This window comes from Cryobacterium sp. W22_MBD10_FK3 (assembly GCF_052113745.1).
In the GTDB taxonomy this organism is placed as follows: Bacteria; Actinomycetota; Actinomycetes; order Actinomycetales; family Microbacteriaceae; genus Cryobacterium.
Window position 1 is genome coordinate 21,798 of the sequence record NZ_JBGQOH010000010.1, and the last position, 19,750, is coordinate 41,547.

A 19,750-nucleotide genomic window follows, 5' to 3' on the forward strand; every position below is an offset into this window, starting at 1 on the left:
CGTGCACGTCGGCAAATGAGGAAGAAGTGACGAGATTAGGACGGAATCGGTTGGGGTGACCTTTTTTCCGTTCGTTGTCCCCATAAACCGCCGTTGCTCTGCCGCGGAGCCACTCGGAAGTGCTCGGCGGTGGGGGAGCGAGGCGGGGAGCTAGGCGAAGAGGGGCGCGCCCACGTAGGAGCCTTTTGCCGCTCCCGGCGGCACGGCGAAGAGCGCGGAGCCGACGTGCCTGATGTACTCGTTCAGGGCGTCGTGGCGAGCCAGGTTGAGCTGCACCGCGGTGAAACTCTCCGGTGAGCGCTGGAAGCTGATGAAGAACAGCCCGGCGTCCAACCGGCCCAGGGAATCGTTGCCGTCGACGAAGTTGTAGCCGCGGCGCAGAATGCGGATGCCGTCGTTCTGGGTGGGGTGCGCCAGGCGCACGTGGGCCGCCGTGTCGATGAGCGGCTGGTCGGCGCGACCGGCGAGCTCGAAGTCGGGTTCGGTGAACTCGGTACCCCCGGAGAGCGGGGCGCCCTCGCCCTTGTTGCGGCCGATCACGGTCTCCTGCTCGCGGAGGCTCGTGCGGTCCCAGGTCTCGATGGTCATGCGGATGCGCCGGGCCACCAGGTACGACCCGCCCGCGAGCCAGGCGGGCCCGTCCGAGCTGCCCACCCAGAGGTGTTCGGTGGCCGCGGCAGGCTCCTCGGCCTTGATGTTGGCCGTGCCGTCCTTGAACCCGAAGAGGTTGCGCGGGGTGACCTGGCTGGTGCTGGTGGACGACGTGCGGCCGAAACCGAGCTGGGACCACCGGATCGCGGCCCGGCCGAACGCGATGCGGGACAGGTTGCGGATGGCGTGCACCGCCACCTGCGGGTCGTCCGCGCAGGCCTGGATGCAGAGGTCGCCGCCACTCCTGGTCTCTTCGAGCATGTCGCCGGGGAAGTGCGGCAGGTCGACGAGGTCGGCCGGCCGACGGGCGGCCAGGCCGAAGCGGTCAACGCCCTCGGCGGTCTGGAAGAGGCTGGGCCCGAAACCGAACGTGATCGTCAGCCCGGCCGGCGGCAGGCCGAGGGCCTCGCCGGTGTCTTCGGGGGGAGCGTCGTACGGCCCGCTGACGGAGCCGTAGTCGCCGACATCCTGACCCGCGGTCATGGCCGCGGCCGCGACGGTCCAGTCCTGCAGCAGCTCGATGAGGTCTGCCCGGCTGGTGCCGGCGGTCACGTCGAACGCGGCAAAGTGCAGCCGGTCCTGGGCCGGGGTGACGATGCCGGCCTGGTGCTTCTGGAAGAACGGGTACACCGCACCCGCGCTGGTCTGGGCCGACGATGCGGCGACCGCCAGCGCTGCCCTGTCGCCAGCGATGCCGAGCCCGAGCCCGGCAACCCCGGCCCCCGCCAGACCGAACAGCCCCCGCCTGGACAGGCCGCGGGCTGCGGTCGGAGCAGTGCCCTCGCGAGCAGTGCCCTCGCGAGTAGTGCTTTCGAGAGCGCTGCCGTCGGGAGGCGTGCCTGCGGTGGCGCCTGTCGAGTCGGGGGCTGGGGAGTCGTTCATGCGGGTGGGGCTTCTTTCGGGCGGGGTTAGAGCACGAGCGTAGCGGTCAGCTGGTTGAGCGGCTCGCCGAGGGCGTTCACCTGATCGGCGAAGGCCTTGACCTCGGCGGGGGTGAGGTCGGTGTACAGGGTGAAGTCCTCACCAACGCGCTGGGCGTCGAGCAGTTCCTGCAGGGCAGCGAACTCGGTGTCGAGCTCGGTGGCCAGGTCGGCGTCTTCCTCGATCAGGATGTCACGCACCCCGGCGTAGAGCACCTTGGCGCCGTCGATGTTGGCCTGGAAGTCCCACAGGTCGGTGTGCGACCAGAACTCTTCCTCGCCGGTGACCTTGCCGGTGGCGACCTCGTCGAGCAGCCCGATCGCGCCGTTGGTCTGCTGGGACAGGGTGAAGTCCAGGTCCTGTACCTTGTCGTTCAGCGTTTCGGTGTCGGTGACGAGCAGGTCGGCCAAGTTCTGGCGCTGTTCGGGCGTGTACGCGGCGAAGCCGGCTTCGGCCTCGGCGGGCCAGAGGTCCTTCTCGATGGCGTGCCAGCCGGTCCAGTCCTGGCCCTCCTCGAGGTCGGCCTCGCGCAGGTCCAGCTGCGGGTCGAGGTCGCCGAATGACTCCGCGACGGTTTCCACGCGCTCCCAGTGCGCACGGGTCGGGGCGTACAGGGCACGTGCGGTGTCGTCGTCTCCGGCGAGGTAGGCGTCGGCGAACGCCTGGGTGCCGGTGAGGAGCTGGGCGACCTGGTCGCGCACGTATGCCGCGTAGTTGGTGTTGGCGACTTCGACCTGGGCGTCCAGGTCGGCATCCACCACCTCGTCGCCGGAGTCGGTGACGGTGAAGGCGGTCTTGTCGATGCCGTCGCCGACCATGCCCGGCTTGCAGGTGGTGAGGTAGTTGCCGGGAGCGAGCTGCACGACCAGGTCGCGGCTGAGGCCGGGGCCGATGTTCTCGACCTCGCCGACGATGCGCAGGCCGTCTTCGGCCAGGAGGTAGAACTCGGTGACCTGGTCCCCGGAGTTGGTGACCGCGAAGCTGAGGTTGCCCGACGGCGCCTCGGCGGCCGACACCGTGCAGGCATCCGCGCTGCTGTCCACGGTGAGGGCGGCGTTGGCCGAGTCGGCGTCTGTGGCGTTGGCCACACACCCGGTCAGGGCGAGCAGGCCGACGGCTGAGGCGGCGACGAGGGGGAGGAGGCGGGCGCGCATGGGAGTCCTTAGAGGGAGGCGGTGCGGGTGGGGTTAGTGGGAGAGAACCGCGGGTGCGGGCTGGTGCACTGGTGCTGACGGTGCCGGCTTAGCCTGACGGCTCTTCACGATGAAGAGAGTCAGGGTGGGCACCGTGTAGGCGATCCAGGCGAACATCTCCAGCCAGGTGGTGGCCGGCGAGAAGTTGAGGGTGCCCTTGAGCAGGGTGCCGTACCAGCTGTCCGGGGGGATCACCGCGGAGACATTGAACGCGAGCGCGTTGAGCCCGGGCAGGATGCCGGCCTCCTGCAGGTCGTGCACACCGTAGGAGAGCACCCCGGCGGCAACGATGATGAGGATGGCGCCGGTCCAGGTGAAGAACCGGCTGAGGTTGATCTTGAGCATGCCGGCGTAGATCAGCCAGCCCAATCCCACTGCGGTGAGGATGCCCAGGCTCGCCCCGACCAGCGGCAGCGTGGTCTCTCCGGTGGCCTGCACAGCCGCCCAGATGAACAGTGCCGTCTCGATGCCCTCCCGGCCCACCGCGAGGAACGCGACCAGGACCAGGCCCAGGCCGGAGCCGGCGAGGTGCCTGTCGATGCTGCCGTGCAGGTGCCCCTTGAGGTCGCGGGCCGTGCGCAGCATCCAGAACACCATCCAGGTCACCAGACCCGTCGCGATGATGGAGAGCAGCCCACCGATGGTCTCCTGCGCGGCGAAACTCAGGCCGTAGGTGCCGAAGGTGAGGATGGCGCCAAGCACGAGTGCCAGGAGAACGGCAAGCCCGACGCCGGCCCAGAGTCGCCCGAGCACGTCGCGGCGGCCGATCTTGACGACGTAGGCGATCAGGATCGTCACGATCAGCGCTGCTTCGAGTCCTTCGCGCAGGCCGATCAGGTAGTTTGCGAGCACAGAGCTTCCCGGTTGTTGTGGAGTGGGTGTTGTGGGGTGGGTGTTGAGGAGTGGTGCGACAACAATGGTAAGGCTTACCTTACCCACCCACTCTACGTAGGATCGCCGGATGTGTCCAGCTAAGATTTGTCAGCGGCCCGACACGCGTTCGGTCAGTCAGGTCACCCGCCCGTCGGTCACGCGGCCACGTTGTTCAGGAGTCACCCATGCTTATGTCCGGAAGCGGCGAACGGGTGGTCTTCGTGCTCAACACCCCCGGTGACGAGTCGTTGCTCACCGGCGGCACCATCGCGCGGCTGTTGGATGACGACGCCGAGGTCACGGTGCTCTTCGGCTGGGCGAAAGCGCCCGACACCCACGCCGGCGGCGATGTGCCTGCAGCCACGGACCTACCGGCCGGCGCGGCTGCCGTCGAGGCCGCCCGCACGGCCCTGGGTGAGACCGATCCCGCGCGCTGGCGCGTGCTGGACGGTTCGCCGGACTCGGTCGAGGGCCGTGCGGCGTTGGGCGCGGCCTTCGCGGAGGCGAAAGCCACTGCCGTCGTGGTCGCCGCCGTCGACCCGGCACTGCGCCAGGTGGCCGCAGAGGCAGCCGGAGATCACGGCCTGCCGGTCTTTCTCAGCAGCCGGGTGGAGACGTCGCCGGGAGCGCGGCTCACCGCGATCGATGTCAGCGACCACATCGACCGAAAGCTCAGCGCGCTGGCCGCCTATCCCGCGCGGTGGCAGGTTGACGGCCGGGTGGTCCGTCTGAATTCAGGGGCGGAGATTCTCGTCACCGGCACCGAAACGTATCTGCGCGGCACCGGCCCTGCACGCCCGGCCGAGACCGAGGCCCCCAGCGCGGGGAGCCGGCTGCTGGCCACCCTGATGGCCCTCGCCGCCGGGGTGCTCTTCGGGATTCTGGGTACCGTGGCCCACCAGACCACCTTCGCGCTGGGCTCCCTGACGATCCCCGTCGGTCTAGTGCTGTCACTGCTCGCCAGCTGCACGCTGGTGCTCGGGCTGCGCCTTGTGGTGCGGGACAGACTCGTGGTGCTCGCCGCCGCTGTCGGCCTCATCGGCACCGTGTTCCTGCTGTCGCTGCGCAGCACCGGCGGTTCGGTGCTGATACCCGCCGGCGTGCTCGGCACCGTCTGGACGATGGTGCCCGCGTTGTTCGCCGCGTTGGTGATCGCCTGGCCACGAATTCCGGCCAGACGACCGACGGCGTAGACTGATTACTCTGTTCGTGAAGGGAATTCAGCCACTGTGACGTATGTGATCGCCTTGCCCTGTGTGGACGTCAAGGACCGCGCCTGCGTCGACGAATGCCCCGTCGACTGCATCTACGAGGGTGAGCGTTCCCTCTATATCCACCCCGACGAATGCGTCGACTGTGGCGCCTGCGAACCGGTCTGCCCGGTCGAGGCCATCTACTACGAAGACGACCTGCCCGAACAGTGGGCGGACTACTACAAGGCCAACGTCGAGTTCTTCGACGATATCGGCTCGCCCGGCGGCGCCGCCAAGGTGGGCGTCATCGCGAAGGACCACCCGGTGATCTCGGTGCTCCCGCCCCAGGTCCAGCACTAGAGCGTGCTCAAGCCACTTCCCGACTACCCCTGGGACGCCATGCTGCCGTTCGCACGGCAGGCCAGGGAGCATGCCGACGGTATCGTGGACCTGTCCATCGGGTCTCCCGTCGACGCCACCCCGCCCGTCGTGCAGGCCGCCCTGGCCCAGGCGACGGATGCTCACGCCTACCCGCAGACCACCGGCACGCCGGCCCTGCAGCAGGCCATCATTCACTGGTACGCCCGCCGCCGCGGCGTCACCGGGCTGGCCGAGAAGAACGTGCTGCCCACCATCGGCTCGAAGGAGCTGGTGGCGCTGCTGCCCTTCATGATCGGCGTGGGTGAGGGCGACACCATCGTGCACCCGCGGGCCGCGTACCCCACCTACGCGATCGGTGCGGCCATGGCCGGGGCGGATGCCTTCCCCTCCGACGATCCCGCCGAGTGGCCGGACACGACGAAACTGATCTGGCTGAACAGCCCCGGCAACCCCGACGGCCGGGTGCTCTCCATCCACGCCCTGCGCGCCGCCGTTGCCCGCGCCAGGAAACTCGGCGCCGTGATTGTCAACGACGAGTGCTACGCCGAACTGGGCTGGGCCGCGCCGTGGGACGCCGAGCCGATCCCGAGTATCCTCGACCCCCGCGTCACCGACGGTGACACGCACAATATCGTGGCCATTTACTCGCTGAGCAAGCAATCGAACATGGCCGGCTACCGCGGCGCGTTCGCCGCCGGCTGCGACGAGGTGCTCGGCCGGCTGCTGACCGTGCGGAAGCACGCCGGCCTGATGCTGCCGGCCCCGCTGCAGGCCGCCATGGTGGCCGCCCTGGGCGACGACGAGCACGTGAGCGTGCAGCGCGAGCGCTACCGGGCCCGTCGTGAGATTCTGCTTCCGGCGCTTCTGAGCGCGGGTTTCCGCATCGAGAACAGCGAGGCTGGCCTGTACCTGTGGGCGACCAAGGGCGTGGACGCCTGGGAGTCGATCCGGCAGCTGGCCGAGCTCGGGATTCTGGCCGGTCCCGGCCCCTTCTACGGCGACTTCTACCCCCGGCACGTGCGGTTTTCGCTCACGGCGAGCGACGAGCGCATCAACGCGGCAGCGGCCCGGCTCCTGGCCTGGGCCGACGGTGCGTAACTCCTGCACTTCCTGAGGTCGGCCGCCCTCGGATGCCGGGAATCCCGCGGGCGGCGACCCGCGGTGACCAGATTCTGCAGGAGTTGTGCTCAGCAGAGGCCTGTCTAGGCTGGGAGCATGGCAGACGGAGTGGACCCGGTCGACGACCCCGTGGACGACGACCCCGTGGACGACTACGCCATCGGCGTCTCCGCCCTGAGCGCGCTGGTGGCGAAGCTTCCGGCGCATCCGCCGGTCACGCACGGACGGATGTTCAACGGCGACGGCGTGAAGGTGCACGGGAAGATGTTCGCGTTTATCGGCCGCAACGGCGATCTCGTCGCCAAGCTCCCGCACGACCGGGTGCGGGACCTGGTCGCCAGGCGATCAGGGGATCCCGTCGTGATGGGCGTGCGCACCATGCGCGAGTGGGTGCGGCTTTCGGCGGAAGCCGAAGCGGAAGCGGAAGCGGGTGCGGGCGCGTGGAGCGAGGTGCTCTTCGAGGCCTACAGTTTCGCCCTGACCCGCCCGAACGGGTGAGGTTCAGCCCAGGCGCTGGAGGCTGGGATGCTCGGCGACGGCATCCGCACCGTGAGTGAGGAGCACGGTCATGACGCTGATCAGGGCCGCATCCGGCCCGGCCAGAAGGAGCGGCTCTGCGGTGCCGCCGAACTCACAGATCAAGGTCCAGCGGTCGACCTCGGGGTACACCGCCGTCATGGTCGAGTAGGGAAACGACAGCCATTGGCCGCCCGCGTGGCAGACCAAGCGCTGATTGGTGACGACAACCCTCGCCGGCTGGCTCTCGCGCCAGGTGGCCTGGGATGCGGCGATGGCGGCGTTCCGTCGTCGGGTGTTGCCGATGCCCGTGGCGGCGAGCCCGGCCAGCACGAAAGCGGGGTGCCCGAAGAAGAAACCACCCGACTGCGAGTACTGCACATCGCGGCCGTAATACCGGGCGTAATCCGCGGAGAGGTCGAAAAACATGACTTCGCCCGCATTGGGCACCACTTCCCACACCCGGATCGCCGGCGGAACCTCGCGGGCAATCAGGCTGGCCCGCAGCGCCTGAGCCTGGGACCACGCGGCGGTGGAGGAGTGTTCCCGTTGGCCGCGGACTGCGTTGACCGCACGCTCCGACGGGCTGAAATGGCCATTCGAGCGTCGCCACTGCCGGTAGGTGCGCACTCCCGCCACAATGGCTGCGACCACAGCCACGACCGGGCCGATCAGGCCGACGAGGAAGAGCCCCACGGCGGCAAGAGCCAAACCTGGGTTGTCGGCGGCCTCGGAGGCGGTGCTGAGCGCGGACGACGAATACATGCCGCCGTAGAACAAGACCGGGATCAGAAGCAACGGGATCAGCCATTTAACATGTCGCTTCATGCCACCACGCTAGTGGATCAGCGCCGTCGATTAGAGTCCTCTGGCCCTAGCGGTGCCGGGCGCGGCGGTACGCTTGAAGTCAGGGCGCCTGCACCGCAGTACTACCTGTGGTGTAGCGCCAACGGACTCCGGTCGATGTTGGCGGATGCAACAGTATGCCCCTCGGCGGAATAGGCTGTAGGCGGGTTATCGTTGCCAAGCACCAGGAGCGTGCTGCGGCGGACCGCCACAGACCAACAGCCGGAAGGCTTTGAAATCCAGGGAGGCGCCGTGAGCGACGTCGCGCAGCGAACACCATCCAATGAGCCGCAGTTCATCGATCGGCCCGTACCGGGCCCGCAGATGGCCACGCTGACCTACCCGGGAGGAACGGCGCAGTTCCCGATCCTGGGTAGCACAGACGGCCCATCCAGCATCGACATCGCGACGCTGACCAAACAGACCGGCTTCACCACGTTCGACTCGGGATTCGTGAACACGGCGGCGACGAAGTCAGCCATCACGTATATCGACGGCGAACAGGGAATCCTGCGCTACCGGGGTTACCCGATCGAGCAGATCGCGCAGAACTCCAGCTTTCTCGAAACCGCCTGGCTGCTGATCTACGGCGAACTGCCCAGCGAGAGCGAACTGAGCGCGTTCGACACCCGCATCCGCCGTCACACCCTGCTGCACGAAGACCTGCGCCGCTTCTTCGACGCCCTGCCGCACAATGCGCACCCGATGTCGGTGCTCTCTGCCGGTGTGTCGGCCCTGTCGACCTACTACCAGGACTCCCTGAGCCCCAAGGATCCCGAGCAGGTGGAGCTGTCGATGATCCGGTTGCTCGCGAAGCTGCCGGTGATGGCCGCCTACGCGCACAAGAAGAGCATCGGCCACGCGTTCCTGTACCCGGACAACTCGCTGAGCTTCGTGGACAACTTCATCAAGCTCAACTTCGGCACCCTCGCCGAGCCGTATCAGGTGAACCCCGTGGTGAGCAAGGCGCTCGAGCGCCTGCTCATGCTGCACGAAGACCACGAGCAGAACGCCTCGACGTCTGCCGTGCGCCTGGTCGGCTCCACCGAGGCAAACCTGTTCGCCTCGGTCTCCGGCGGCATCAACGCGCTGTCCGGCCCGCTGCACGGCGGCGCCAACGAGGCCGTGCTCACCATGCTCAGCGACATCAAGGCCTCCGGCGAAGGCGTGCAGAAGTACGTCGAGCGGGTGAAGAACAAGGAAGCCGGCGTGCGCCTGATGGGCTTCGGCCACCGGGTCTACAAGAACTATGACCCGCGCGCCAAGCTCGTCAAGGAGAGCGCCGACGCCGTGCTCGAGGCCCTCGGGGTGAAGGACGACCTGCTCGACATCGCCAAGGAGCTCGAGTTCATCGCGCTGAACGACGACTACTTCAAGGAGCGCAAGCTCTACCCGAACGTGGACTTCTACACCGGCGTCATCTACAAGGCGATGGGCTTCCCGCCGCGCATGTTCACCGTGTTGTTCGCGATCGGCCGGCTGCCCGGCTGGATCGCACACTGGCGCGAGATGAACCTGGACCCGGCGACCAAGATCGGCCGCCCCCAGCAGCTCTACACGGGCTCCGTGGCCCGCGACTACCCGCAGGCGTAGTTCCGCGACATCAAAAAACCCCTTCCCGCCGGGAAGGGGTTTTTTGCGCTGTCTGGAGATTAGGCGTGCAGGGCCGCGTTCAGGACGATGCCGGCCTGGCGGGGGAGAACCTCGACCGCGCCGGTGAGCGAGTTGCGGCGGAAGAGCAGGTTCGGCACCCCGGAGAGGTCCTTGGCCTTGGCCGTGCGCGGGGCGCCGTCGGCCGTGCGTGCGGCATCCAGCAGCACCACCTTGGTGCCGGCGGTCACGTACAGGCCCGCCTCCACGACCGAGTCGTCACCGATGGAGATGCCGATGCCCGAGTTGGCGCCGAGCAGCGCCCGCTCGCCGATGGTGACCCGCTGCGTGCCGCCGCCGGAGAGCGTGCCCATGATGGATGCGCCGCCGCCGATGTCTGCGCCGTCGCCCACCACGACGCCCTGTGAGATGCGGCCCTCGACCATCGATACACCCAGGGTGCCGGCGTTGAAGTTGACGAACCCTTCGTGCATGACGGTGGTGCCGGGGGAGAGGTGGGCGCCGAGGCGCACCCTGGAGGCGTCGGCGATGCGTACCCGCTCGGGGGAGACGTAGTTGAGCAACGGCGGGAACTTGTCGAGGCCGGTGGCGTTGATGCCGTGCCGCTGCAGCGACGGGCGGAGCCGGTTGAAGTCGGCGGGCAGCACCGGGCCCGCGTTGGTCCAGACCACGTTGGGCAGGTGCGCGAAGATGCCGTCGAGGTTGATGGTGTTGGGCTTGACCAGCAGGTGCGAGAGCAGGTGCAGGCGGAGGTACGCATCCGAGGTGCCTGCGGGCGCCGCCTGCAGGTCGATCTCCACGGTGACGGCTTCGACGCGCACATTGCGTCGAGCGTCGGGTCCGGCGGCCTCTTCAAGTTCGGTGGGCACGATCCACCTGTCGCGATCGGCGGGCAGGGCGCCCAGCTTCGGCGCCGGGAACCAGGTGTCCAGCACGGTGCCGTCGCCGGCGATCGTGGCCAGACCGTACCCCCAGGCGTGCGAAGCGGCCGGTGCGGCGGAGTTTGACAGGGGTTCGGGGGGAAGCTCGGTGACCATGGCTCTAGATTAGTAGGGTGCCCTCAGACCGAACCACAGACCCGACTTCTTCCGCCCCGACCCTCGACCTGAGCATGTCGTCGGTCGAGCTGACCCGCGCCGTCTGCGACGTGGAGTCGGTCTCAGGCAACGAGACCCCGCTCGCCGACGCGATCGAAGCCGCCCTGGCCGGCGCCGCACACCTCGAGGTGATCCGTGACGGTGACACCATCGTGGCCCGCACCAGCCTGGGCCGCGCCCAGCGGGTGGTGATCGCCGGACACATCGACACCGTGCCGTTGAACGACAACCTGCCCACCCGGTTCGAGACCATCGACGGCGTCGACTATCTCTGGGGCCGCGGCACCACCGACATGAAGGCCGGCGTGGCCGTGCAGCTCAAGCTGGCCGCCGAACTCGCCGACACCAGCGTCGACGTGACCTGGATGTGGTACGACCACGAAGAGGTCAACGCCGACCTCAACGGCCTCGGCCGGCTCGCGGCCAACCGACCCGACCTGTTCGAGGGCGACTTCGCTATTCTCGGCGAGCCCAGCAACAGCCAGGTCGAGGGCGGCTGCAACGGCAATGTGCGCGTCGAGGTGCGCACCTTCGGCAAACGCGCACACTCCGCCCGCGCCTGGGCGGGCGAGAACGCCATCCACAAGGCCGCCCCGATCCTCGACATCCTCGCCGGCTACACCCCGCGTGAGGTGGAGGTGGAGGGCCTGGTCTACCGGGAGGGTCTGAACGCCGTGGGCATCAGCGGCGGCATCGCCGGCAACGTTATTCCCGACGAGTGCATGGTGCACGTGAATTACAGGTTCGCGCCCAGCCGCACGGCCGCGGAAGCGGTGGCGCACCTTGAGGAGCTGTTCGCGGGCTTCGACATCACCGTGGTCGACCTCGCCGAGGGTGCCCGCCCCGGCCTGGACGCCCCGCTGGCGCTGAAGTTCCTCGAGGCCGTGGGCGCGGAACCGCGCCCCAAGTACGGCTGGACCGACGTCGCCAGGTTCTCCGCCCTGGGCATCCCGGCCGTGAACTACGGGCCGGGCGACCCGCTGAAAGCACACGCCGACGACGAACGGGTTGCCCTGAGCCAGATCACCGACTGCGAGGACGCCCTGCGCGCCTGGCTGACCGCGCCCATCGGCTGACCCGTGCCGCCGACCCGCTCGCCAGCCACGCCGGTGCGCCGAGCCGGCGCCCTGCCGGCGCGCTGGCGGGCTCGGTACCGGCTGGTGCCCTGGTGGCTGAAGGTCACCGTCATCTGGCTGGCCTCCCGTCTGGTGACCACCACCCTGGTGCTGATTCTGGCCAGCGTGCAGGGCCAGAATGCGTGGACGACGGCGAAGCCCGGCTATTCGGCCTTCGCCACCATGTGGGATGGCCTCTGGTACAACATCGTGGGCGTCGGCGGCTACCCGCAGGTGTTGCCGGTCACCGTCGACGGCCACATCGGTGAGAACGCCTGGGCGTTCATGCCCGGGTACCCGGCGGTGGTGCGACTGCTCACGGTGCTGACAGGGGCCCCCTGGGCGCCGGTGGCGGTGTTCGTGTCTGTGCTCTGCAGCCTCGGCACGGCGCTGCTGTTCTACAGGCTGATGCGGCGGGTGCAGCCGCAGTCGATGGCCCTGTTCTCGGTGCTGCTGTTCTGCGTCGCGCCGCTGTCACCACTGCTGCAGTTCGGTTACGCCGAGTCGATGCACCTGTTGCTGCTCACCCTGGCGCTGTTGCTGGTGCTGGAGCGGCGCTACCTGGCACTGGTTCCCGTGATCGCGGTGATGGCCCTGACCCGGCCGAGCGGTCTGGCGTTCGCGCTGTTCCTGGCCCTGCACGTGGGCTACCGCTGGTACAGCCGCGCCCGCGACCCCTTCCCGGTGCGCGAGGCCGTCACCGCATCATCCGTGGCCGTCTTCAGCGGGGTGATGGGCCTGGCCTGGCCGGGCGTCGCGTGGCTGGTGACCGGGTCGATCACCGCATATACCGATACCGAGCTGGCCTGGCGGTCCGCGTACATCGGCTACCAGGAGCTGGTGCCGTTCGCGGCCTGGTTCCAGAGCGGGGTCTGGTGGCTCGGGGCGCCGCTGGGGATCGTCGCGGTGATCGCGCTGATCGTGGCCTTCGCTCTGGCGATGTTCTCGCCGGCGGTGAAGAGCCTCGGCGTGGACCTGCGGCTCTGGGTGCTGTCGTACGCGCTCTACCTGCTGGCGGTGTTCTTTCCGCAGTCGAGCGTGTTCAGGTTGCTGATGCCGATGTTCCCGCTGCTCGGCGCGTTGGCACGGCCGCGGAATATCGTGTACCGCGTTGTGGTCACACTGGTGTTGATCTTGGGCCAATGGGGCTGGCTTTTGCTCTGCTGGGGTGTGGATGGCGCCGATTGGACACCGCCCTAATTACTGTCTGACGGCCGAATGGTCGATAATAGGAGTACAGACTACGAATGGAAGGGGAGTTCATGGCGGCCATGAAGCCACGGACCGGAGACGGGCCAATGGAGGCTGTAAAGGAGGGGCGCCTGATCATCGTGCGTGTACCGCTCGAAGGTGGAGGTCGACTCGTCGTCTCTGTGAACGACGCTGAAGCCAAGGAGCTTCACGATGCGCTCGCCGGTGTAGTCAGCCCGGCTGTATAGATTCGCTCGAAATTCATTCGGCTCATCGGCTGTGCGGTTCTCCGCACAGCCGATTACTGTATCCGCGTACGGCCCGTGCGGTTAGGCGCGCAGCTTGGTGATCTGCAGCAGGCCGTCGCCGACGGGGGAGAGCGCGCTGATCACGGCCTTGGACGTGGCGATCTCGTTCAACAGGGTGCGGAAGCCGGTGGCCACCTCGTCGCGTTGCACGGGGTCGGCCACCCGGCCGCGCCAGAGCGCGTGGGCCACCAGCACGGTGCCGCCCGGCCGGGCCAGGCGCAGAGCATGCTCGACGTATTCGATGACCGACTGCGGGTCGGCGTCGACGAACACGATGTCGTAGGAGTTCTCGTTCATGCGCGGCAGCACCTCGGCGGCGCGGCCGGTGATCAGGCGCACCCGGTTGGTGGGGATGCCCGCCTCGTGGAAGTTGGCCTTGGCGTGCTGAAGGTGGTCGACCTCGATGTCGATCGAGGTGAGCGTGGCGCCGGGGGCGCCGGTGAGCAGCCAGATGCCGGACACGCCGGCTCCTGTGCCCACTTCGAGGATGCTGCGGGCTCCGGTAGCCGCGGCGATGACGGCCGATTGTGCACCGACCGATGGCGCGATGGCGTCGATGCCGAGTTCGAGGGACTGCTGCCGGGCTCTGGCCAGGGCGTCGCTCTCCACCACCGAGTCGTCGGCGAATTTCCAATTCAGATCTTTGTCAGACATTCCGCAACTCCAGTAGATGATTAGGTCAAGACTACGGCGGAGGGACCCGTGGTTCGGGGATGCCTCGCCGGGGGGATATTCTGAGGGCATGTTCGGTCTGACGTTCGAGAAGCTCCTGCTCATCGGGATCATCGCCGTCTTCTTGCTCGGACCGGAGAAGCTGCCGCACTACGCGGCCCAGCTCGGCCGCCTGGTACGCCAGCTGCGGGACATGGCCAACGGCGCCAAGGACCGGATGAAGGACGAGATGGGTCCGGACTTCGACGACGTCGACTGGAAGAAGCTCGACCCCCGGCAGTATGACCCGCGCCGGATCATCCGGGAAGCCCTCATCGAGGAGGACCCGATGAAGGCGCAGTCCCAGGTGATTTCGCGCTCGGGCCCGAACCCCGACAGTGCCTACCTGCAGCGGAAACGCGCCAGGGAAGGTGTCCTCACCGGACCGGCCCCGTTCGACTCCGAGGCCACCTAGCCCCTCGACGGCCCGAACTGGAGGGACTCGTGCCGGGCGCGGGTGGGTAGCGTGAGAGGGTCGGGGTGCGTTCTGGCGCGCACGGAGCTTTGTGCGCCCGGGCTGACGCTCGGCCCAGGGGAGGATGCAGGATGAGCAGGTCACGCAGTCGCGTCATGATGGTGGGGTTCGTCGCGGCGGTCGCCGTGCTGTCGGTGGGTGCCACCGCGTACGCCGCCGAGCACGGCCAGGCCGAGCAGGTGAAGGCCGAGCAGGTGCAGGCCGAGCAGACCAGCGCAGTGCAGGCGCCGTCGACCCCGGTCCAGACGCCCAGGGCCACCGCGTCGCCCACCCCGGCAGTGACCGCTGTGCCCACGGCGACGCCGGATTCGGCCTCGCAGGCTGCCGCTGCCGACACCGGCGCCGCAGAGGAGGGCGCCGACTCCACCGCCGACTCCGCCGCCGACTCCGCCGCCGAGTCCGGCGCGGGGCCGTCCGACGGCAACGTCGTGGAGGTGCGCACCCCCAACCCAGAGGCGATTCCCGACACTCCCGCGGAATACGAACACTTCTATGGGCTCGTCACGCAGTGCATGGCCGACGCGGGCTACGACTGGCGGGTCGTGGTCCACTCGACCGACGGCGTCTTCACGGGTGCCGACCTACCCTGGGCCCACGACGTCGACCCGGCGCTGCGAGCCGGGTTCACCCTGGCCTTGGACGGCGACACCGGTGGCGGCGACTACTACCACTGGGCGGACGCCGGGTGCTGGGGCTACGCCGTGCACGTCACCGGCAACGACGGTAACAACTAGCCTGCCGGGCGTTCTGCGCCGTGTCCTCAGCGCCGCCGGATGGCCTTGAGGGTGCGCGCAAGCAAGAGCATCGGGGGCACCAGCCGGGCGAACTGCACCCCGGTGACCGGCAGCTTCAGGGCGCCAGTGGCCAGGGAGATCGTCACGGGGTTCACGAAGCGCAGCAGCCCTTCCGGCCCGTTGCGCCGGCCCAGGCCGGAGTCCTTCATGCCGCCCATCGGGGCGTCCACGGCCGAGAACGACCCGCGGTAACCCTCGTTGACGTTCACACTGCCGGCCTCGAGCGCGGCGGCCACCCGCAGGCCGCGCCGGGCGGAGCCGCTCTGCACCGACGCGTTCAGTCCGTAGTCGCTGTCATTGGCGGCCAGAATCGCCTCCTGCTCCGAATCGAAGACCGAGACCGCCACCACCGGGCCGAAGGTCTCGCCGGCGTGGCAGAGCATGCCCGGCGTGACCCCGGTGAGGATGGTCGGTTCGAAGAAGTACGGCCCGAGGTCGGGTCTGGCGCGGCCGCCGGCCTGCACCGTGGCGCCGTGGGCGACCGCGTCGGCGACGTGCTCGGTGACCCTGTCGAGCTGGGCCTGCGAGGTGAGGGAGCCGACATCCGCGCTGTAGTCGAGGGCGGAGCCCAACAGGAGGGCGCGGGTGACCGTGACGAACTCGCGCAGGAACTGGTCGGCCACGCCGTGCTGTACATAGATGCGCTCGATCGACACGCACAGTTGCCCCATCGACGAGAAGCAGGCGTACGCGGCCTGGGCGGCGGCGCGGTGCGGGTCCACGTCGTCGAGCACGATCATCGGGTTCTTGCCGCCCAGCTCCAGCGATGCCCCGGTGAGGGTGCTCGCGGCCTGGGTGCCCACCCGCAGCCCGGTGGCGGTCGACCCCGTGAAGCACACGTAGTCAGCTCCCGCGGTGACGGCTCCGCCGATCTCGGCGCCGTCGCCGACGACGACGGCCCACAGATCGGCGGGCACGCCGGCGTCGATGAAGGCGCGGCGCAGCATCAGGATGCTCAGCGCCCCCTGGTTGTCGGCCTTCTGCACGACCCCGCACCCGGCGGCCAGTGCGGGCACCACGTCCATCGCGGCCAGGCTGAGCGGGAAGTTCCACGGCGTGATGACCCCGGCGACGCCCTTGGGCCGGTACCGCACCCGGGTGCTGACCATCACCGGCAGGCCGGAACGGCGGGCCTGCCCGCCCAGCACCCGGCGGGCGGCCAGGGCGTTGTACCTGGTGACCCCGGCGGACTGGAAGATTTCTTCGAACGCCTGGCCGCGGGTCTTGCCGGTCTCGGTCTGCAGGGTGTCGAGAACGGCCTCGCGGCGGGCGAGCAGCAGGTCGTGCGCGCGCAGAAGCACCGCCCGGCGGTGCGCGAAACCGGCGCGGGCCCAAGCGATCTGGGCGAGACGGGCCAGCGCGTAGGCATCCGCCACATCGCTCGTGCTACTCACCGGCAGGCTGTGCAGCGGTTCACCGGTGAACGGGCCGATGACGTTCACGGTCTCGTCCGTCGTCGAACGGATGTCCCGCACCAGCTCGGCGGCGAGCGTGAGGTGCGGAGTGGATGCGGTCAGCGTCGGCGCAGTCATGCTGGTCAGTTTAGACACGCTTGAGCCAAGTGCAGCAGGGCGGCCGCAGGCTGCTCGCAGGTTCAGCGCGGGCTGATGCCCAGGTTGAGCCCGGCGAGGCCGCGGCCGCGGGTGGCCAGGGTACCGGCGATGGCCTGGATGGCGACGGCGGCCGGGTCGGCCGGGTCGCCGAGCACCACGGGCAGGCCGGTGTCGCCGCCGCTGCGAAGGGCCACCGAGAGCGGCACCTGCCCGAGCAGGGGCACCGGGCTCTCCTGGCCGGCCGAGAGCCGGGCCGCGACGTCGGCCCCGCCGCCGGCGCCGAAGATCTCCAGCAGGGTGCCGTCTGGCTGCATCAGCCCGGACATGTTCTCGATCACGCCGTAGATCTTCTGCCCGGTCTGCCGGGCAACGGCGCCGCTGCGTTCGGAGATGTCCGACGCGGCCGGCTGCGGCGTGGTGACCACGATGACCTCAGCGTGCGGCAGAAGTTGACCCACCGAGATGGCGATGTCACCGGTGCCCGGCGGCAGGTCGAGCAGCAGGATGTCGAGGTCACCGAAGTACACCTCGGTGAGGAACTGGGTGATGGTGCGGTGCAGCATCGGCCCGCGCCACGCCACGGCCACCGAGGTGTCGTCGACGAACATGCCGATCGAGATGACCTTCACGTCGAAGCCGATCGGCGGCAGGATCATGTCGCCCACCTGGGTGGGCTTGACCATGCCTGGCTGGCCGCCGGGGCTGGCGGGCGGGGTGACGAGGCCGAGGAGGCCCGGTATCGAGAAGCCGTAGACGTCGGCGTCGACGATGCCCACGCGCAGCCCCTTGGCGGCCAGGGCCACGGCGAGGTTGGCGGTGACGGTCGACTTGCCCACCCCGCCCTTGCCGCTGGTGATCGCGTAGATCTGGGTGAGCGAGTCGGGGGAGAACTGCAGGCTGCGGGCACCCTGACCGCCGCGGAGCTTCTCGGTCATGGCCCGGCGTTGCTCCGGCGTCATCACGGAAACCACCACCCTGGCCAGGCCGGCGCCGACGACGGATTCGGTGGCTTCGCGCACATCCGTTTCGATGCGGGTCGCCGCGGGGCAACCGGCGATGGTGAGACGGATGTGCGCCGTCGCGCCGCCATCGGCGTCGATCGTGACGCCCGAGACCATGTCGAGCTCGGTGATGGGTTTGCGGATCTCAGGGTCGATGACGCGGGCGAGGGCGGCCCAGACCTGGCTCTCAGTCAACCGGGCGCGCCTCCTGCGCGGTGCGGCTGTCGCGGGGACTGGCCTCGCGCTCCTGGCTCTCCAGCTCGCGGCTGTCCCGGTCGCGGGCGGCTTCGCGTTCGCGGCGTTCCTGCTCGTCGCGCTGGTCGAGGTTGTCGAGCAGGGCGCGCAGCTCGGCGCGCAGGAAATCCTTGGAGGCGAGGTCCTTCATGCCCAGGCGCAGCGCCACGACCTCGCGGGCGAGGTACTCGGTGTCGGCCAGGTTGCGCTCGGCGCGCTGGCGGTCCTGCTCGAACTGCACCCGGTCGCGGTCGTCCTGCCGGTTCTGGGCGAGCAGGATCAGCGGGGCCGCGTAGGACGCCTGCAACGAGAGCACCAGGGTGAGGGCGATGAAGCCCAGCTCGATGGAGTCGAACCGGAGGCCCTCGGGGGAGAGCGTGTTCCAGCCGACCCAGAAGACCACGAGGCCGGTCAGCCCGATCAGGAACCAGGGCGTGCCCATGCCGCGGGCGATCGCCTCGGTGAACCGGCCGAACCTGTCGTTGGAGCGCCCGCCGCGCTTGCGACCGACGAGGTTGGTGGTGCGCAGGCCCTTGGGGGTGTCGAGGCGGAGTTCGCTCTTGTTAGCGCGTGCCATTGCCGTTCCTCCGTCCTGGCAGGGGGATGCTTCCAGTTACCAGCTGGGTTCTGGCCGTGGCACGTTTGCGTACCTCGTCGCCGTCGTCGTGACTTCGCCAGTCGTCCGGCAGAAGGTAGTCGAGCACGTCATCAATCGTCACCACCCCGACGAGTCGGTGGTTCTCGTCGACCACGGGCACGGAGACCAGGTCGTAGCTGGCGAGGATGCGGCTGACCTCGGCCGCGGAGGTGTCAGCGGTGACGGGTTCCAGGCCCAGGTCGAGCAGGGTGCCGAGACGCTCGTGCGGCGGGTAGCGCAGCATCCGCTGAAAGTGCACCATGCCCAGGAACCGGCCGGTGGGAGGTTCGTACGGCGGCAGGGTGACGCAGATCGCCGCGCCGAGGGCCGGCGCGAGGTCGTGCCGGCGGATGAGGGCGAGGCCCTCCGCCACTGTGGCGTCGGCCGAGACGATGATCGGCTCGGTGGTCATCAGACCACCGGCGGTGTCGGGGGCGTAGGAGAGCAGGAACCTGACGTCGTCGGCTTCCTCGGGCTCCATCAGGTCGAGCAGGTGTTCGCCGCGCTCTTCGGGCAGCTGCGCGATGAGGTCGGCGGCGTCGTCTGGCTGCATGTGGTCGAGCACCTCGGCCGCCCGGGAGTCGCCGAGCCGGGTGAGGATGCCCACCTGTTCGCTCTCGGGCATCTCCTCGAGCACGTCGGCGAGACGGCCGTCCGGCAGTTCCTCGGCCACCTCGAACATGCGCTGCCTGGGCAGGTCGAGCAGCGTGTTCGCGAGGTCGGCGGGCTTCATGTCTGAGTAGGTGGCGATGAGCTGCTCGGCGGACTGCGCCTCGCCGGCCGTGACCTTCTCGTAGACCTCTGGCCAGCTGGCGAACGCCGTGGCGCCCTTGGTGAAGAGCGAGGAGCTGGTCTTGGGGCGGCGCACGAAGAGCTGGCTGATCGCCCAGTCGCCCTGGGCGGATTCCTCGATGGCGACGTCTTCGATGGTGGCTTCGCCCGAGCCGTCGTTGAACGCGACCCGGCGCCCGAGCATCTCGGCGATCACGCGCACCTCGCCGCCGCGCTGCTCGAACCGGCGCACGTTGATGAGCCCGGTGGTGATGATCTGACCACTGCCGATGCTGGTGACCCGGCCGATCGACACGAACACGCGGCGTTTGCCGGGAATCTCGACGATCAGGCCGACCACGCGGGGCGGGTCGTCTTTTCGGTAGACCACGAGCACATCGCGAACCTTGCCCACGCGGTCGCCCGCGGGGTCGAAGACGTTGCACCCGGCCAGCCGGGCGACGAAGACTCTGGTGTTTGCCACACCTATAACTTAGCTTGTGCGGGCTCCGTGGCGGCCGTGGCGGATGCGCGGACGTGAACCTCCGGTTCGCCCTGC

Annotated in this window: 20 protein-coding genes; 10 read left to right on the forward strand and 10 right to left on the reverse strand. The window is 68.9% G+C overall.

Annotated elements, in window-relative coordinates; genetic code table 11:
• Window positions 1–150 precede the first annotated feature (150 nt).
• From efeB to efeU, 3 genes are read right to left on the reverse strand one after another with little or no spacing between them, the layout of a single operon-like run.
• Complete coding sequence (gene efeB, locus ACEN2M_RS11225; RefSeq protein ID WP_441648212.1) at window positions 151–1,533, reverse strand: iron uptake transporter deferrochelatase/peroxidase subunit; 1,383 nt, start codon at window positions 1,531–1,533, stop codon at window positions 151–153.
• A 26-nt stretch (window positions 1,534–1,559) separates the two neighbouring features.
• Complete coding sequence (gene efeO / locus ACEN2M_RS11230) at window positions 1,560–2,726, reverse strand: iron uptake system protein EfeO (RefSeq protein WP_441648213.1); 1,167 nt, start codon at window positions 2,724–2,726, stop codon at window positions 1,560–1,562.
• A 33-nt stretch (window positions 2,727–2,759) separates the two neighbouring features.
• Entirely contained in the window at window positions 2,760–3,617 is an 858-nt protein-coding gene (efeU, locus tag ACEN2M_RS11235) for an iron uptake transporter permease EfeU (protein WP_441648214.1), read from the reverse strand.
• A gap of 206 nt (window positions 3,618–3,823) precedes the next feature.
• On the opposite strand from efeU, the gene ACEN2M_RS11240 reads away from it, so the two are divergent.
• From ACEN2M_RS11240 to ACEN2M_RS11255, 4 genes are all read left to right on the forward strand, one after another.
• The gene (locus ACEN2M_RS11240; protein ID WP_441648215.1) at window positions 3,824–4,831 is read left to right on the forward strand and encodes a hypothetical protein; all 1,008 of its coding nucleotides are present in this window, start codon (window positions 3,824–3,826) and stop codon (window positions 4,829–4,831) included.
• A gap of 36 nt (window positions 4,832–4,867) precedes the next feature.
• A complete protein-coding gene (fdxA, locus tag ACEN2M_RS11245; protein WP_066594116.1) occupies window positions 4,868–5,191 on the forward strand; it encodes a ferredoxin in 324 nt (107 codons plus the stop codon).
• Window positions 5,192–5,194: 3 nt separating this feature from the next.
• Window positions 5,195–6,310, forward strand: a complete 1,116-nt coding sequence (gene dapC, locus ACEN2M_RS11250) for a succinyldiaminopimelate transaminase (protein WP_441648216.1) — start codon at window positions 5,195–5,197, stop codon at window positions 6,308–6,310.
• A 117-nt stretch (window positions 6,311–6,427) separates the two neighbouring features.
• Window positions 6,428–6,829: a hypothetical protein gene (locus tag ACEN2M_RS11255; RefSeq protein ID WP_441648217.1), complete on the forward strand. Its 402-nt coding sequence runs from the start codon at window positions 6,428–6,430 to the stop codon at window positions 6,827–6,829.
• Window positions 6,830–6,832: 3 nt separating this feature from the next.
• On the opposite strand, the gene ACEN2M_RS11260 is transcribed toward ACEN2M_RS11255, so the two are convergent.
• The gene (locus tag ACEN2M_RS11260; RefSeq protein WP_441648218.1) at window positions 6,833–7,675 is read right to left on the reverse strand and encodes a hypothetical protein; all 843 of its coding nucleotides are present in this window, start codon (window positions 7,673–7,675) and stop codon (window positions 6,833–6,835) included.
• Window positions 7,676–8,017: 342 nt separating this feature from the next.
• On the opposite strand from ACEN2M_RS11260, the gene ACEN2M_RS11265 reads away from it, so the two are divergent.
• Window positions 8,018–9,286 (forward strand): citrate synthase, encoded by a 1,269-nt coding sequence (locus ACEN2M_RS11265; RefSeq protein ID WP_441648287.1) that lies wholly within the window; start codon window positions 8,018–8,020, stop codon window positions 9,284–9,286.
• Window positions 9,287–9,345: 59 nt separating this feature from the next.
• On the opposite strand, the gene dapD is transcribed toward ACEN2M_RS11265, so the two are convergent.
• Window positions 9,346–10,341: a 2,3,4,5-tetrahydropyridine-2,6-dicarboxylate N-succinyltransferase gene (dapD, locus tag ACEN2M_RS11270; RefSeq protein WP_441648219.1), complete on the reverse strand. Its 996-nt coding sequence runs from the start codon at window positions 10,339–10,341 to the stop codon at window positions 9,346–9,348.
• Between the two features lie 74 nt (window positions 10,342–10,415).
• Here dapD and dapE point away from each other — a divergent pair, with 74 nt between their 5' ends.
• From dapE to ACEN2M_RS11285, 3 genes are all read left to right on the forward strand, one after another.
• Window positions 10,416–11,477: a succinyl-diaminopimelate desuccinylase gene (gene dapE, locus ACEN2M_RS11275; RefSeq protein WP_441648288.1), complete on the forward strand. Its 1,062-nt coding sequence runs from the start codon at window positions 10,416–10,418 to the stop codon at window positions 11,475–11,477.
• A 3-nt stretch (window positions 11,478–11,480) separates the two neighbouring features.
• The gene (locus ACEN2M_RS11280; RefSeq protein WP_441648220.1) at window positions 11,481–12,716 is read left to right on the forward strand and encodes a hypothetical protein; all 1,236 of its coding nucleotides are present in this window, start codon (window positions 11,481–11,483) and stop codon (window positions 12,714–12,716) included.
• Between the two features lie 62 nt (window positions 12,717–12,778).
• Entirely contained in the window at window positions 12,779–12,955 is a 177-nt protein-coding gene (locus tag ACEN2M_RS11285) for a DUF3117 domain-containing protein (protein ID WP_134490381.1), read from the forward strand.
• Window positions 12,956–13,036: 81 nt separating this feature from the next.
• Here ACEN2M_RS11285 and ACEN2M_RS11290 read toward each other — a convergent pair whose 3' ends face one another.
• Window positions 13,037–13,669 carry an O-methyltransferase gene (locus ACEN2M_RS11290; RefSeq protein ID WP_441648221.1) on the reverse strand — a complete coding sequence of 211 codons (633 nt, stop codon included), beginning with the start codon at window positions 13,667–13,669 and terminating at the stop codon, window positions 13,037–13,039.
• An 88-nt stretch (window positions 13,670–13,757) separates the two neighbouring features.
• On the opposite strand from ACEN2M_RS11290, the gene ACEN2M_RS11295 reads away from it, so the two are divergent.
• Together ACEN2M_RS11295 and ACEN2M_RS11300 are read left to right on the forward strand one after the other, a co-directional pair.
• Entirely contained in the window at window positions 13,758–14,141 is a 384-nt protein-coding gene (locus tag ACEN2M_RS11295) for a twin-arginine translocase TatA/TatE family subunit (RefSeq protein WP_441648222.1), read from the forward strand.
• 131 nt (window positions 14,142–14,272) lie between these two features.
• Window positions 14,273–14,935 (forward strand): hypothetical protein, encoded by a 663-nt coding sequence (locus ACEN2M_RS11300; RefSeq protein WP_441648223.1) that lies wholly within the window; start codon window positions 14,273–14,275, stop codon window positions 14,933–14,935.
• Window positions 14,936–14,961: 26 nt separating this feature from the next.
• On the opposite strand, the gene ACEN2M_RS11305 is transcribed toward ACEN2M_RS11300, so the two are convergent.
• The 4 genes from ACEN2M_RS11305 to ACEN2M_RS11320 all read right to left on the reverse strand — a co-directional run bounded on the left by ACEN2M_RS11305 (window position 14,962) and on the right by ACEN2M_RS11320 (window position 19,675).
• Window positions 14,962–16,527, reverse strand: a complete 1,566-nt coding sequence (locus ACEN2M_RS11305; RefSeq protein WP_441648224.1) for a succinic semialdehyde dehydrogenase — start codon at window positions 16,525–16,527, stop codon at window positions 14,962–14,964.
• Window positions 16,528–16,589: 62 nt separating this feature from the next.
• Entirely contained in the window at window positions 16,590–17,744 is a 1,155-nt protein-coding gene (locus ACEN2M_RS11310) for a P-loop NTPase (RefSeq protein WP_441648225.1), read from the reverse strand.
• Window positions 17,737–18,360 (reverse strand): DUF1003 domain-containing protein, encoded by a 624-nt coding sequence (locus ACEN2M_RS11315; protein WP_441648226.1) that lies wholly within the window; start codon window positions 18,358–18,360, stop codon window positions 17,737–17,739. The genes ACEN2M_RS11310 and ACEN2M_RS11315 overlap by 8 nt, the downstream gene beginning before the upstream one ends.
• Window positions 18,347–19,675 (reverse strand): magnesium transporter MgtE N-terminal domain-containing protein, encoded by a 1,329-nt coding sequence (locus tag ACEN2M_RS11320; RefSeq protein WP_441648227.1) that lies wholly within the window; start codon window positions 19,673–19,675, stop codon window positions 18,347–18,349. Before ACEN2M_RS11320 ends, ACEN2M_RS11315 begins: the two co-directional genes overlap by 14 nt.
• Between the last annotated feature and the right edge of the window lie 75 nt (window positions 19,676–19,750).